Genomic DNA, 15745 nt, shown 5'->3' with positions numbered 1-15745 from the left:
AATGAAGCGGTAATTGGTGGAGGGAGTGTGGTTTCGAAAGATAACCACCCTATGCTGTAGCTGTTGGCAGTTCGATTAGAATCATAAAATATCGGTTCGAAGAAGATGTTATTCACAAATTATTGAATATGGCTTGGTGGAATTGGAACGAAGATAGATTGGATATTATTGAGAAGTCTTTTTTCGATGTTGATAATTTTGTGCAAAAATATATAAAGGATATAGAAGATCGTAATGAGTAAAGTTTCCATAATAACAATTAATTATAATAATGCTGCCGGATTAGAGAAAACTCTGGCTAGTGTTGTTAATCAGAATTTTTCGGATTTTGAATACATTGTGATTGATGGAGCATCTACGGACGGAAGTACAGATGTTATAAAAAAATATTCTGATAAAATAAACTATTGGGTTAGTGAACCCGATTCTGGTATATACAATGCCATGAATAAAGGGATTCGACAAGCAAAAGGAGAATATCTTCTATTTATTAATAGTGGAGATACATTATATAATAACGAAGTTCTGACCGATATTTTTCAACACTCTTTGGAAAATGATCTTATTTATGGTGATTTGCATAGAATTTTCCCGAATGGGGAAACGGATATTGCTAAAATGCCGGATTATGTAAGCATTGATCAGATGATGCAGGCCACATTAACACATCCAACGACCTTTATTAAACGGGAACTGTTCGATAGATACGGATTGTATCGAGAAGATCTTAAAATTGTATCCGATTGGGCTTTTTTCCTTAAAGTGATTGTATTCGCGAATACTTCAAGAACTCATTTGCCTATTGTGGTTGCATCGTTCGATATGGATGGTTTGAGTAGCCAGAATATTAAATTAGTGCAAGAAGAGAGGCAAAGGGTCATAAATGAGTCCTTTTCTTATGAGCTATATGAAATGTATTATACATATGGTTCGTATAAGAATTTCTACAATAATAGAATATTCAGATTATTGCGTAGTGTAAAGAAAAATATATTCAATGCTTTTTCTTTACAATTTTGGTCTGATTATATACATGAAAAGCGTATACATCCTTTGATATGGTGTTTTAATAAAACAGTCAGAAAACAGAAGAGAGACCCACTTTCGATACCTGTTATTATCATTAATTATAATAGATTAGCTGATTTAAAAGAACTGGTCAGTTTCTTGCAGGAGAGGAAGCATAAGAATATTGTTATAGTAGATAATTGTTCAACATATCCTCCTTTGTTAGAGTATTATGATCAAATTAAGGGTAAGGTGACAGTTGAGCTGATGACTGAGAATTATGGTCATTTGGTTTTTTGGAAAAATCAGGACTTATATAAGAAATATTCATCCGGATATTATATAGTAACAGATTCCGATATATTACCCAATAAAGAATTACCAAAAGATTATATTAATCAGTTTATACAAATTCTAGATAAACACAAGGAGGTAAGTAAAGTTGGTTTTGCTTTGAGGATAGATGATATTCCCGATTATTATGCGTTGAAACAAAAGGTTTTGGATTGGGAGAAGCAGTTTTGGGAAAGACAAATTGGAGAGCATTTGTATCGTACTCATATTGATACAACATTTGCTATTTATCCCCCATTATATAAATATAAAAAGACTAATTTTTTTGAAGGAATTCGAATAGCGGGTAATTTTACATCTCAGCATAAAGGTTGGTATACTAATACATTATCCATGACCGAAGAGGAGATATATTATAAAACCACCACAAATAGTTCGAATAATTGGTAATCTGTTTTAAATAATTTCGATCATACATTATGAAATATATAAAAAGGTTTTATTTTTATCTAAAAGAAAAATACGCATATAGAACATATATAAAAAAGCTAGGAATTACATTTCCAGAATATTCTAAGTATGTAAATAATATTTGGGATAAGGATGATAATAACACTACTGTATTATTTGGTAAGAATATACGCAGAATAAATAATATCTGCTATATGGAATGTGTTATGGAGATATTTATTGATGAAGTTTATAGATTTGAGACCTCTAATAAAGCCCCTTTGATAATTGATTGCGGAGCAAATATCGGATTGAGTCTAATATATTTTAAACAGCTATATCCAAATTCCCAAATTATAGCATTTGAGGCCGACCCTAATATTGCAGAGATATGTAGATATAATGTAGAGCAATTTAATTTTAAAGATGTTGATGTTATTAATGCTGCAGTTTGGACTACTGATGGATACATGAGCTTTATACCAAATGATTCACTTGGAGGTAAGCTAGAAGGAGATAGTGATTCCTCGAAATCTATTAGTGTAAAGACTTTACGCTTATTACCTTATTTGGAAAAATTTGTTGATTTTTTGAAAATAGACATTGAGGGTGCTGAGGTAGACTTATTATTAGATATTAAAGATTCATTGGATAAGGTTGGAATATTATTTGTTGAATACCATAGTTCGGTAGGAGAACCTCAAAGGCTAGATTTATTGTTGCGAGTTTTAACAGATGCTGGCTTTAGGTATTATATTAAAGAAGCATATCCAGCAATGTCTCATCCTTTTCTTAATTATAAAAATAAGAATAAATTTACTTCCGGTACATTTGATCTACAATTAAATATATTTGCATATCGTGCATGATAATGGTCTATGGTTTCAGTAATTATTCCGAGTTATAATCATGAGAAATATCTTAAGCATAGGATTGATTCGGTGTTGAATCAAACTTATCAGAATTTTGAGCTTATTATTTTAGACGATAAATCTAAAGATAATAGTAAGAAGATTATAGAAGTTTATGGGGATAATCCAAAAGTATCGCATATTGTATACAATGAGATAAATAGCGGAACAACCTTTAAACAATGGAAAAAAGGAATAGAGCTAGCTAACGGAGAATATATATGGATTGCCGAAAGTGATGATTATGCAGATGTGACTTTTCTAGAAAAGACAATGTCTTCAATCGAAAAGAATAATTCGATACTTTGTTTTTCTCAATCATATATTATTGATGAACATGATATCATTATACGAAAAAAAGAGGAGGTCTTAAAATCGGACTCGTGTGATGTTAGTTCTTTTCTTACCGATTTGTTATTATATGGCAATGTTGTATATAATGCAAGTATGGTTGTCTTCCGAAAGGATGCAATTGATAAATCGGTTTGGGACAAATTATCTCGCTTGAAGTATTGCGGTGACTGGCTATTTTGGGCAACTCTTGCCATGAATGGAAAAGGAACGGTATCTGAGGTAAAAGAATATTTGAATTACTTTCGGAACCATAGTTCAAATGTCTCAAATAGAGCAGAGGTAAACGGACTAACATTTTTAGAAGGTTTTCCCATCTCTAAAATGATTGCAAAGAAGCAAGGGATTAAGCTGGATAAAAAGTTTCGTGAAAAATGGTTCAACGAGTGGCAACACTACAGATCATTTTATCAATTATCAAAAAAAACGAATCTGAAAATATTCCTCTTATTCCTCAAACGTGAGCCGATAATTGCATATTATGAACTTAAACGTCTTTTCCTTAGACTTTTTAAATAATGAGTAATCCATCCCCCTATACTGTGTCAGTTCTTATGCCTGCTTTCAATGCTGCAGAGCATATCAGAGAGGCTATGGATAGTATTCTGGGGCAAACTTTCACTGATTTCGAATTTCTGATTATAAATGATGGCTCAACTGATAATACAGTTGATATTATCAATAGATATGACGATCCCCGTATAAAGCTGATACATAATGATGGAAATAAGGGGTTGATTTATTCTTTAAATTATGGACTGGAGGTTGCACAAGGAAAGTACATCGCCCGTATGGATGCCGATGATATAGCCTTGGATAGACGGCTTGAGAAACAAGTACGTTTTTTTGAGAATAATCCAGATATATCAATTCTAGGTACGGCTTTTATTTTTATGGGGACTCCACATGAGATACATCATCCTAATTATAATGAAGAAATACGTATCAAATTATTGGATGATGGTGCTTTTGCCCATCCTACGGTAATGATGCGAAAGAATAGTATCGATTCGAATGATATAAGGTATAATGCAGATTATAAATATATAGAAGATTATCAGTTTTGGGTAGAAGCTGCTATTAAGAATTTGAAAATGGCAAATCTGGATGAAGTATTATTGCAGTATCGTCAACATTTCAATCAGGTCAGCAGTCAAAAATATGAGGAGCAGGAAAAAACAAAACAAAGAATAAAGCTGGAGTACTTGTCTCATTATTTTGGAGAATATATGAGTCCCGATGAGCTGATTTCTGTAAATAAATGTTTTGATGTTGATTTACCTTCTAAAATAGCTATTCTTGATAAATTAAGTAAAACTAATAATAGATATAATCTGTTCTATAAGAAATACTTTGACAGGTATATTAATATCCTGATATACCGCAATGTGCCGAAAGATCGGTTGATCTCGTTGAAGGAATTTCTAAGAGTAATAAGAAATAATGTATCTTTAAAATTTATAACCGTTCTCTTTAAAATAAATATAAAGAAATTAGTAAGCTAATTTGTATGTCTGAAATATCTCCTGTTATATCCATAATTGTACCCTGTTATAATCAGGCACAATACTTGCCCGAGACATTGCAATCTGTTTTGGAGCAGGATTATCTACATTGGGAGTGTATTGTTGTCAATGACGGTTCACCAGACAATACGGAAGAGGTTGCTTTGGAATGGTGTGAACGAGATACACGTTTTAAATACCTGAAGAAAGAAAATGGAGGTTTGTCGGATGCACGTAATTCAGGGATTAAGCATTCTTCGGGTAAATATATCCTGCCTTTGGATTCGGACGATAAAATTTCAAAAACGTATATCTCGGAAGCAATAGATGTTTTAGAGAATAATCCCGATGTAAAACTGGTCTTTTGCAGAGCTCAATTATTTGGTGCAGACAATAAAGAATGGGAGTTATTACCTTATACGTACGATAATTTGCTATTTGTCCGCAATTGTATTTATTGTTCTGCTGTTTATAAACGTGTAGATTATGATAAGACAACGGGATATAATACCAACATGATATATGGATGGGAAGACTATGATTTTTGGATAAGCTTATTGAACAGAAAGGATCGTGTTATTAAACTAGATAAGATTCATTTCTATTACAGAACCAAAGAGGTTTCGATGCGTACCCTGATAGATGAACAGAAAGAAGAATATTTAAGAATCCAGATTTTCAAAAATCATCAGGAACTTTATTTGCAATATATAAATCCTATTACTCAATTTAGAGAGCTTAAAGGATTAAAATCTATCGAAAGTTCTTTACAATACCGAATCGGAGGATATATATTGGCACCATTACGTTATATAAGTAAGATATTCAGGAAATGATATATATAGAATTAAACGGTAGAATAGGTAATCATCTTTTTCAGATTGCAACAGCAGCATCTTTTGCTAAAAAGCATGGTGTTGACTACAAGGTTGTATGCCATGATGGTTACAAACTGGCTCCACCCGATAATTGTTATGTAAAAGATTATATAGAACAGTTCAGAAGTAATATTCTTCGAAATATACCTATTCAGGTAGGACGTCCTACTACTGATTGTTTCTATTATTACGATATAGATTATGTTTACAGGGAAATACCTTTCGAAGGCAGAGATATGTTGCTATATGGAGCATTTCAGTCCGAAAAGTATTTTGATAAACCTCTTGTTAAAGAGCTTTTCTCTATTCCGGCTGATATTAAAGAATATATATATTCTAAATTTGGAACGATACTTGATCAAGGCGTTACATCGATAAATGTGAGACGTGGAGATTATACTAAACTGCCGCATCGTTATGCTGTTTGTTCAATGTCTTATTTTAATAAGGCAATCGATTATTTAGGCAGGGACAAAAAGTATCTGATAATAAGTGATGATATAGAATGGTGTAAAAAGCATTTCAAAGGAGATAATTTCTTTTTTGTAGATGATGAAGAGCCTATTATCGATCTTTATATTCAGACACTTTGTGCCAATAACATTATAAGTAACAGTACTTTCAGTTGGTGGGGAGCCTGGTTAAATCCCAATCCCGATAATGTGGTCGTATGTCCTAATCCATGGTTTGGAAAGTCATATGATAATTACGATACAAAAGACTTGATCCCCGAAAGCTGGGTGCAGATAGAAAATAAACTATCATGGGATCTACAGATTTTGGCAACTTATCTGATTACTAAGGAGAAAATCCAGAGCTTGATGCCTAAATCGTTAAAAGAACGAGTGAAAAAGATTCTAAAGAATAGGTAATGAAGGTCGTAACGCTAAGCACTAAAGACTCGTTTGGGGGAGCTGCACGTGTTGCATTTCGCTTACATGAGGAAATTAACCGAATGGGTATTGAAGATATTCTTTTGGTTAATAGCAAAAGAACTGCGTCTTCTACTGTTCATTTAGCTGAGAATTATCACGATCCGCAAAACAGAATTACTACTTTTCTGAATAAATATAAGCTTAAACTACAAGAAAAAAGAAGGCGTATTATTTGGGGTGGCTACCCTAATATGCAGAACAAAATATTATCGGATATCGCAATATCTCTATTGAAGAATTCATTGGATAAAATTGATTTCGATCTAGTACATATGCATTGGGTAGGAGAGAGTTATGTCGATTTTACTGAATTTCGGAATGTTGATAAGCCTATCATCTGGACAATACACGACTGTTTTTCCTTTACCGGATTGTGTTCTTATTTCGAAGATTGCGATAAATACAAAAGCCATTGTAATGCTTGTCCTCAATTGGGTTCGACCAAAGAAAAGGATTTAAGTTATCAGGTTTTTGATATGAAAAAGAAACGATATTCGTCTCTTAATTTTCATATCGTAAGCCCCAGTAAGTGGTTGGCAAAAGCTGCAAAAGAAAGCGTGTTGTTGAATAAATATCCGGTAACAGTTATCCCTAACGGTATAGATACGTCGGTTTTTGCACCTATGGATAAAGAGGAGGCTAAGAAATTATTATCTTTAGATCCAAAGAAAAAAACTATATTATTTGGAGGAATATCGGCTATGGCCGATCCACGTAAGGGGGGAGATTTACTGCGTGATAGCTTGAAACAGTTATCGGGAATGTATGCCGAAGATGAGATTGAATTATTAATATTCGGAGCAGAGAAAAAAGATGACTATACGTTTGATTTTCCTGTCAGATTTTTAGGATATGTAAGCGAAGAAGCGGATTTGAATCTGGCTTATAATGCGGCTGATGTGACAATCGTTCCGTCAACGCATGAGAATCTGCCTAATACCATTCTCGAAAGTTTATCGTGCGGAACTCCGGTTGTGGCTTTCGATATCGGAGGAAATCCCGATATGATTGATCACCAACAAAATGGATATTTGGCAAAACCTTATGATATATTCGACCTTACGGTTGGTATAGTGTATACGCTCAGTCATAATGAGGATAAAACTTTGAGTCATAATGCCCGAAAGAAAGTTTTGGATAATTTCAAGATAGAAGATATTGCCAACAGGTATGTCGAATTATATAACCAAGTCTTAGAATCAAAGGTCTCAGACCCTAATATATTAGCAAATGAATAACAATAAATGTCTTATTTGTGGAGGTGAAACCAATATATTGTTTTCGACCCGTGTATTGCATAAATATGATGTAAGCTATCATAAGTGTACTTGTTGCGGGTTTATTCAGTCGGATGCTCCACATTGGCTGGACGAAGCATATAGTGACGCAATCACATCTATGGATATTGGCTTGATATACCGTAATTTGGTATATTCTTCTGCCGTTGAAAATGTATTGAAAACGTCGTTCGATTACAATAAAAAATTTCTTGATTATGCAGGAGGATACGGAATGTATGTCCGTCTGATGCGTGATAAAGGATTTGATTTTTATTGGGATGATAAATATTGCGAAAACTTGTTTGCTAAACATTTTACACTGGAGGAACTGGAGCAAGGACAAAAATTTGAAGCCGTTACAGCTTTCGAGATATTTGAGCATCTGGCTAACCCTCTTGAAGAGATAGAAAAATTGTTTAGTTATTCGGATTCTATTATCTTCTCAACCGAAATAGTACCTGATAAAGAATTAACGAATCCCGGTGATTGGTGGTATTTTGCCCCTGAAGGAGGTCAGCATATCAGTTTCTATACTAAGCAGGCATTTGAAGTGATTGCAAATAAGTTCTCCTGCAATTTTTATTCAAATGGAAAAGACCTTCATATCCTGACTAAAAAGACTTTGAAAAAGAATCCTTTGGATTATACAAGAACTTTTTGGGATAAGGTTGCAGATCGTCTGATAGGTATTCTTGGCAGAAGTAAGAGCAATGCTCCTGCTGCTATTAACTTATCAAGCAAAATTCCTCAGGATGTTCAATATATACGTCAGATAGTTCATCCTGAAACTAAAAATTAATTAGCTGCAATGAAAGTACTATATGATCATCAGATATTTGAACATCAACGAATAGGTGGTGTCTCTCGCTATTTTGCAGAGATAATCAGCCATTTACCTGCTGATGTGGAAGCTGATGTATCTGTACAATATGCTTTCAACGAGTATTTGAAAGGCTTAAACGTGCCTTTTAAATGGAGAGATCAGCTTATATCTTATTATTCATTTCTTCCGAATATAGATTTTAAAGGGAAAAAGAGACTCTACTCGTTTTTAGAGAGGAAGTTTCCTGAAAGATATCCTGATTATTACAAGATTAATCAAATAAAAACAATAGAGAAGCTTCAAAAAGGAGATTTCGATATTTTCCATCCTACTTTCTTTGGCGGTTATTACTTGGAGCATCTGAAAGGCAAGCCTTATGTGCTTACGGTTCACGATATGATTATTGAGTTATATCCTGAATTTATAAATAGTCCCGGGTTTATTCAACGAAAGAAAAAACTGGTTGATAATGCTGCTCATATTATAGCTGTATCGGAAAATACGAAACGAGATATCATCAATGTATTTGGAACGTCTGCCGATAAAATATCGGTAACTTATCATGCATCCTCTTTGGTAGATGGAGGAAGTAAGCCTCAAAATCTACCCGAAAAGTATCTTCTTTATGTAGGGGACAGGCGATTGGGATATAAGAATTTCAATTTCTTTATTTCTTCTATTCAGCCGCTTTTATTAGTAGATAAAGATCTATATGTGGTTTGTACAGGAGATCACTTCACGCCGGAAGAATATAGCTATTTTGAGGCTTTAGGTATAAAGGGGCAGCTGAAAATTATATTTGTTGATGATACAGAACTGCTGGGATTATATAAATCAGCACAGATGTTTATATATCCATCTTATTACGAAGGATTTGGTATTCCTATTCTGGAGGCATTTCAGGCTGAATGTCCTGTTGTGTTGAGCAATACTAGTTGTTTTCCCGAAGTGGCGGGAGAGGCAGGCGTATATTTTGACTCTAAATCGCCGCAACAACTAAGAGCTGCTGTATTAAGTTTGTTAAATGATAAAGAATACAAGCAAGAAATGATTCGTAAAGGTAAACTGCGTTTACAAGATTTTTCATGGCAAAAGAGTGCTTTGCAAACGGTCGAAATTTATAAAAAAGTATTAAGCAAGATTTAATGGCAAAAGTTTCTATAATTACCATATCGTACAATAATGCAAAGGGATTGCTTCGCACTATCGAAAGTGTAGTAAGTCAAACTTATACCGATTACGAATATATTATTATTGATGGAGGTTCTTCAGACAATAGTAAGCAAATTATAGAATCGTTTTCCGATAGAATTACCTATTGGGTAAGTGAACCTGATAAAGGTGTATATCATGCCATGAACAAGGGTATAGATGTTGCTAAAGGTGAATACCTACACTTTTTGAATTCGGGAGATAGTTATGCTGCTTCGGATGTTTTAGAAAGAACATTTACTAAAGAATATTCAGAACCTCTGTTAAGAGGGATTCAGATATGTGATTATGGAACTCATCAGGTCAGATGGGCGAATCTGGGAAACAGAGAAGTGACTCTGTACGATATGTTTGTAAATACACTGTTGCATCAGGCTACCTTTATCAGACGCGATATGTTTGATAAATATGGAAAGTATGATGAAACGCTTAAAATAGTGTCCGATTGGAAGTTTTTCTTTCAGGCTATATTAGGTGGTGAGAGAACTGCCTTTCTGAATTTCGATATTGTTCTTTTTGAGATGGAAGGTATCAGTACTAATAAATCTCATGGAGAACGCCATCTGGAAGAACGTAGAAGGGTTACAAAAGAATTGATGCCTCATAATCTGTTGACAGATTATGAAAGACTCAGGTTATTAGAGGCAGATGCTTATATCCCTAAATTCGTAAAATCGAATAAACTAATTTTCTTCTGTTTTAGAGTATTGTATAAAGTGTTTGGAAAAAAATAATAGATGGAAAATTATCCTAAAATATCAATCGTTACGCCTAACTATAATCAGGAGAAATACCTTGAAGAGACCATACTATCCGTTTTGAATCAGGGATATCCGAATCTTGAGTATATCATCATAGATGGAGGTAGTACTGATGGCTCGGTTGATATTATAAATAAGTATGCAGATAGGTTAGCTTATTGGGAAAGTGTTCCCGATAAAGGCATGTACGATGCTATACGCAAAGGCTTCGAAAAATCGACAGGTGAGATTATGGCATGGATAAATTCCGATGATATGTACCAATCCAAATCATTTTTTACGGTCTCAGAGATATTTACTAAATATAAAGAGGTTAACTGGTTATTAGGATTTCCTTCGGTATATGATGCTATGGGGCGTGTAGTGGAATGCCCACATACGTTGCGTCAATGGTCTAAATATGATCTGTTTATAGGTCAATATCAATGGATACAACAAGAATCGGTATTTTGGCGTCGGTCTTTGTGGGAAAAAGCCGGATCGAGAATAGAATCGGAACTGAAATATGCCGGAGATTTTGAATTGTGGTTCAGATTCTTCAATTTCGAAAAATTATATGTGACTACTGCTATTCTAAGTGGTTTCAGAATGAGGGATGGCGAGCAACTTTCCATGAAACAAAAAGATGCTTATGATGCTGAAATTCGTTCGGTATTGAAAACTAAGATATATACGGAAGAGGAACAAAGTATTCTGAAAAAATACAATAAACGTAAAAGTCAGTTTCTATTTTTATCTAAGTTTAAAATATTGAATGCTAAGCTTATTCTTGATAAGTTTAAGTTGGATAATTTCGGATATCCTCCTGTTATATCGTTTGATCGCCATGAGCAATGTTTTAAAATAGGAAATCTGTAAAGCAAATGAAAGTATCAATTGTAACCATAAATTGGAATAATAAGATCGGTCTGGAGCAAACTATAAATAGTGTTTTGTCTCAAACTTTTACTGATTATGAGTTTATTGTAATTGATGGTGCATCTACCGATGGTAGTGATGATGTTATTGAGGCTAATAAAGACAGAATTGATTATTGGGTAGCTGAGTCTGATTCGGGTATATATAATGCCATGAATAAAGGGATCTATGCTGCACAGGGTGAATACTGCTATTTCCTCAATTCAGGAGATGTTTTTGCTTCGAATAATGTGCTAAGTGATATCTTCAAGCATGATGTGAAGGAGAATTTTGTTTGCGGTAATATTATCTGGGACGAAAAAGGAAAGTTGAGAAAAGACGATAGTTATAAAAATCGAGACTGGTTATTTTCGTTGTATGATATTTACTCGGGCTTTTTATGCCATCAGGCTTTTCTTGTAAAAAGAGAGATGTTTGATGCATATGGATATTATGATGAAACACTTCGTATAATGTCTGACTGGAAACATTTTTTGATAGCCATAGGTATACATGGAGAAAAGGTTCAATATGTTGATGTTGATATTGCTATCTATAATACGGATGGGCTGAGCAGTACGATTGGCGGAAAAGCTATCTTAGCCGAAAAAAGGAAAGTGGCTCAGGAAGAACTATCCGATCAGGTTTATAAAGAGGTTGACAGGTTGTATTACTTGTCAAGAAATGGATTTGTTGTAGACTTTGTTCATTCTAAAAAATGGATTCATTTTCTGTTTAAAGTCTTTTTAAAAATCTGCTTAACTCTAAGACTAACAAAACTATAGAGTTGTCTATCCATGAGTATTGTTATTCTATAGGATAAATTATCCTATCATAGCCGGTATAAGGGCGTAGTTCCATAACTTCAAACGTAATCAGATTCTTTTTTACTAAAGGTAGCTTGCTTACAGTACTCCAATCAACCCTCGGAACTTCTTTTTCAATAGCCAATATTTTTTATGATTTTCAGTTTGTTAAATGCCAATTCGCATTATTCATTAAATCTCTTATTAATAAAATGAAATATAGTTATGATCTGAAGTTACTCTATGGAAATTTCTCCTGCTAAGTACAGTTTAGCTTGTCCGCTTATCTCCACCCTGTTTCCTGAAAATTTACATTGTAAATATCCTTTCCTTTCCGATAGCTGTATGGCCGACATTTCTATTTTATTCATTTTCTTAGACCAATATGGAATCAAGGTTGTATGAGCAGATCCTGTTACAGGGTCTTCAATAATACCTGATTGCGGAGCAAAAAATCTTGAAACAAAATCAATATTTTCACCTTTTGCAGTAATAATAACTCCTCGTGCCTTAAGTGCTGAAATAGTTTCAAATTGCGGTTTAATGTCTCTTATATCTGATTCCTTTTCATACACCAGCATATAATCTGTTTTGCCTTTATATGCTTCAAGAGGCTGTTTATCAAAGCAACTTGTAATTTCACTTGAAATTGGTGTATTGTGAAATTCATCGACAGGAAAATCTAATGTCAACCAATCTGAATATCTGCTTACTATTAGTTTTCCGCTTCTTGGTGAATAAAAATCAATGGATTCTCCGAAATGATTTTCGTAATTAAACAATACAAATGCAGCAGCTAATGTTGCGTGTCCGCAAAGATCAACCTCAACCTTTGGAGTAAACCATCTTATCTGATATTGGTTATCTTGCTTGACATAAAATACAGTCTCAGCAAGATTATTTTCCATTGCTATTTTTTGTAAAATATCATCATTCAGCCATTTATTAAGAGGGCAAACAGCTGCTGGATTTCCACCAAATAATTTATCCGTAAAGGCATCAACTTGATATAGTTTATATTTCATTGTAATCATATTGTTTGTTTGCTAAAAATATACATTTATTTGATAATAATGCGAATCAGGATTTGAAATTGTCCGGATGTCTATTTTTATTGGAGATTTGTACTTCTTATTAATTTGCCGTAACTCGTTGTTCTTTTATTCTTTAAGAAGGGGTTAACTGGTTGCAGACCTTAATAATTCTTTATAAATAGTTTTTCCTATATTTATTTTCTTATTTTTGCAAAAAGCATTTTATGACACGTATTTTCTTAATAGGATATATGGGCGTCGGTAAAACTACGGCAGGCAGAGAATTGGCAAAATTATTGAACCTGGAATTTGTAGATTTAGACCATTTTATCCAAAATAGATATAATAAAACAATCGCTCAGCTATTCGAGCAATTCGGAGAAGAGGGATTCAGAGAAATAGAAAATAAGGTATTAAAGGAGGTTGCCCAATTTGAAAATGTTGTAATTTCAACAGGGGGGGGAGCTCCTTGTTTTTACGATAATATGGAGGTGATGAATAATGCCGGTACCACTATTTATATGAAAGCCAGTGCCGGATTATTATCCGAAAGATTAAACTTGTGCAAGGAAAAACGTCCTTTAATTAAGGATAAAAATGAAGAAGAACTTCTTTTATTTGTAACGGATAACTTAAACCGAAGAGAACCTCACTATAGCCGAGCTAAAATTATTTTTGAAGCTGATGAGCTTGTAAATAAAGAAGATGTAGATAAATATGTTCTTCTTCTAATGGATACAATAAGTAATACACAAATACTTTAAAAACGATGATTAATAAACAACTTTTATTTTTGTTAGTCTCTTCTATTCTTAGTTTATCAGCTTTTGGTCAGATTAGTCAAGGAGGGGTTCCTCCGAGCTTTTCACGTCCCAATACTCTTCGGTCTGCATCACCTGTAACTAATATTCCTGTTAATTTGGATGTAGACAGATTGATATGGGAAGATGCTATTGTCGAAAGAAATGGTGGACCGATGCGAGTGGCAGAAGTACTGCCTGTTGATGTAGATATCCATAAAACGGGAAATTGGAGTACTTTTTCGGACTCTGTTAAGATATGGCAAGAAACCATTTTTGCACAAGGGGCAAAAGGGCTGATTTTAAGTTATAAAGATTTTTATATTCCTGAGGGAGCAAAATTATTTATTTATAATGAAGACCACTCGGAAATACTGGGTGCATATACAAGAAGTACCCATCCAGAAGGAGGTTCTTTTGCAACGGAAATAATTTCCGGTGAAAAAATAACTTTAGAGTATGTGTCATCAGCAACTTCAAGTGAACAGCCTCGTCTAGTCGTTGAAGATGTCGGATATATTTATAATCCCAGAGCTGTACCAGGATATAAACCTACCATTAATCTTTCTGCTCCATGTATGATTAATGTAAATTGCTCGCAAGGAGCTAATTGGCAAACACAAAAAAGAGGCGTTGTCCTTTTAATTATAAAATTTAATTTAAGGTGGTCAGCATGTTCGGGAAGTTTGATAAACAATACCAGACGCGATGGTACTCCTTATATATTGACGGCAAATCACTGTTTTGTGTTAGATGGAGTTATTGATCAATCGCAAATGATCGCTTATTTTAATTACGAATTTCCGGGTTGTCAGAATGAAACAGTTTTTCCGGAAACAGCAAAAACTTTAGTTGGTGCCGATATTTTAGTAAATGCCCCTATTGAAGAAACGACAGGTTCTACAACGATTAGAGGTTCGGATGGAGCTTTAATTAAATTGAGGGATAACGTTCCTGTGGAATGGAAGCCTTTTTATAACGGTTGGGATAGAAGAAATATAGCTGCAACTTCAGGTGTGGTTATTCATCATCCGTATTTTGACGTGAAAAAAATAATAACATATAACAGATCTCTAACTAGTGCTACTTATGATGATCGAATTTATGATAAGGATGGTAATGTCATAGGTGGAAGTTTAGGAGCTAACAATGCTTCATGGAAGGTGCAATATGATGGAAGTAGCGTTACTCAACTAGGCTCTTCCGGATCACCGATATTTAGTCAGGAAGGATTAATTTTAGGAGCTTTAACCGGTGGCGAAACAAGGTGTGATTTATTATACGGTTATGACTTTTATGGGAAATTTTCCTATCACTGGGATTATTTGGAAGGAGAAAATCGCCAGATAAAAAAATATCTCGATCCAATAAATGAAGGAAATAAAACTCTTAAAGGGTATGACCCTAATTATCCTTCGGGTTTAGAACCGGAAATTGTTGATAATAGCACGAAAGATATCGTTATTTTCCCTACTATGGCCGACAATGAGATAAATGTCAATACAAGCTCAATAATAAGAAGTATAAAGATATACGATTTAGCAGGTCGTCAGATATATACAAAATCGGGATACAATGCTTCTACGGCTACAATACCAGTTGATGGATGGCAGAAGGGAGTTTATTCCGTTGTGATTCAGGCTGATTTCGGTAAATTAACCGAGAAGTTTATAAAAAAATAAGGTCTCAGACCTTATTTTTTTATAAGGAGTGTTTTATCTATTTATAAAGAATATTAAGATGCTAAAAAGTGACAGTCAGGGAGAAAAAAAATAAGCTGTCAAAAAGTGTTACTTTTGT

At 33.9% G+C, this 15745-nt stretch carries 15 protein-coding genes; 14 read left to right on the top strand and 1 reads right to left on the bottom strand.

The features are described 5' to 3' along the window. Positions 1-234 precede the first annotated feature (234 nt). The 12 genes from G7051_RS17190 to G7051_RS17135 are packed head-to-tail and all read left to right on the top strand — an operon-like array spanning position 235 to position 12090. Entirely contained in the window at positions 235-1752 is a 1518-nt protein-coding gene (locus tag G7051_RS17190) for a glycosyltransferase (RefSeq protein WP_166202242.1), read from the top strand. Positions 1753-1781: 29 nt separating this feature from the next. Further along, positions 1782-2621, top strand: a complete 840-nt coding sequence (locus G7051_RS17185; protein ID WP_166202240.1) for an FkbM family methyltransferase — start codon at positions 1782-1784, stop codon at positions 2619-2621. Positions 2622-2630: 9 nt separating this feature from the next. Further along, entirely contained in the window at positions 2631-3533 is a 903-nt protein-coding gene (locus G7051_RS17180; RefSeq protein WP_166202238.1) for a glycosyltransferase family 2 protein, read from the top strand. Then, positions 3533-4519 (top strand): glycosyltransferase family 2 protein, encoded by a 987-nt coding sequence (locus G7051_RS17175; RefSeq protein WP_166202236.1) that lies wholly within the window; start codon positions 3533-3535, stop codon positions 4517-4519. Before G7051_RS17180 ends, G7051_RS17175 begins: the two co-directional genes overlap by 1 nt. Positions 4520-4524: 5 nt before the next feature. Next, entirely contained in the window at positions 4525-5355 is an 831-nt protein-coding gene (locus G7051_RS17170; protein ID WP_166202234.1) for a glycosyltransferase family A protein, read from the top strand. Next, complete coding sequence (locus tag G7051_RS17165) at positions 5352-6269, top strand: alpha-1,2-fucosyltransferase (protein ID WP_166202232.1); 918 nt, start codon at positions 5352-5354, stop codon at positions 6267-6269. Before G7051_RS17170 ends, G7051_RS17165 begins: the two co-directional genes overlap by 4 nt. Beyond that, a complete protein-coding gene (locus tag G7051_RS17160) occupies positions 6269-7570 on the top strand; it encodes a glycosyltransferase (RefSeq protein WP_166202230.1) in 1302 nt (433 codons plus the stop codon). Before G7051_RS17165 ends, G7051_RS17160 begins: the two co-directional genes overlap by 1 nt. Continuing rightward, a complete protein-coding gene (locus G7051_RS17155; RefSeq protein ID WP_166202228.1) occupies positions 7563-8411 on the top strand; it encodes a class I SAM-dependent methyltransferase in 849 nt (282 codons plus the stop codon). The genes G7051_RS17160 and G7051_RS17155 overlap by 8 nt, the downstream gene beginning before the upstream one ends. 9 nt (positions 8412-8420) lie before the next feature. Continuing rightward, entirely contained in the window at positions 8421-9581 is a 1161-nt protein-coding gene (locus G7051_RS17150) for a glycosyltransferase family 1 protein (protein ID WP_166202226.1), read from the top strand. Further along, a complete protein-coding gene (locus G7051_RS17145; protein WP_166202224.1) occupies positions 9581-10381 on the top strand; it encodes a glycosyltransferase family 2 protein in 801 nt (266 codons plus the stop codon). The genes G7051_RS17150 and G7051_RS17145 overlap by 1 nt, the downstream gene beginning before the upstream one ends. Before the next feature lie 3 nt (positions 10382-10384). Next, positions 10385-11266 (top strand): glycosyltransferase family 2 protein, encoded by an 882-nt coding sequence (locus tag G7051_RS17140; RefSeq protein ID WP_166202222.1) that lies wholly within the window; start codon positions 10385-10387, stop codon positions 11264-11266. A 5-nt stretch (positions 11267-11271) separates the two neighbouring features. Continuing rightward, the gene (locus G7051_RS17135) at positions 11272-12090 is read left to right on the top strand and encodes a glycosyltransferase family 2 protein (RefSeq protein ID WP_166202220.1); all 819 of its coding nucleotides are present in this window, start codon (positions 11272-11274) and stop codon (positions 12088-12090) included. Between the two features lie 257 nt (positions 12091-12347). On the opposite strand, the gene G7051_RS17130 is transcribed toward G7051_RS17135, so the two are convergent. Further along, a complete protein-coding gene (locus G7051_RS17130) occupies positions 12348-13136 on the bottom strand; it encodes a PhzF family phenazine biosynthesis protein (protein ID WP_166202218.1) in 789 nt (262 codons plus the stop codon). Between the two features lie 233 nt (positions 13137-13369). On the opposite strand from G7051_RS17130, the gene G7051_RS17125 reads away from it, so the two are divergent. Together G7051_RS17125 and G7051_RS17120 are read left to right on the top strand one after the other, a co-directional pair. Then, the gene (locus G7051_RS17125; protein WP_166202216.1) at positions 13370-13909 is read left to right on the top strand and encodes a shikimate kinase; all 540 of its coding nucleotides are present in this window, start codon (positions 13370-13372) and stop codon (positions 13907-13909) included. 5 nt (positions 13910-13914) lie between these two features. Then, positions 13915-15627: a T9SS type A sorting domain-containing protein gene (locus G7051_RS17120; RefSeq protein WP_166202214.1), complete on the top strand. Its 1713-nt coding sequence runs from the start codon at positions 13915-13917 to the stop codon at positions 15625-15627. Positions 15628-15745 lie beyond the last annotated feature (118 nt).

The sequence above is a fragment of the Dysgonomonas sp. HDW5B genome, from assembly GCF_011299335.1.
Classification (GTDB): Bacteria; Bacteroidota; Bacteroidia; order Bacteroidales; family Dysgonomonadaceae; genus Dysgonomonas_A.
This window is presented reverse-complemented; position numbering and strand designations above follow the sequence as displayed.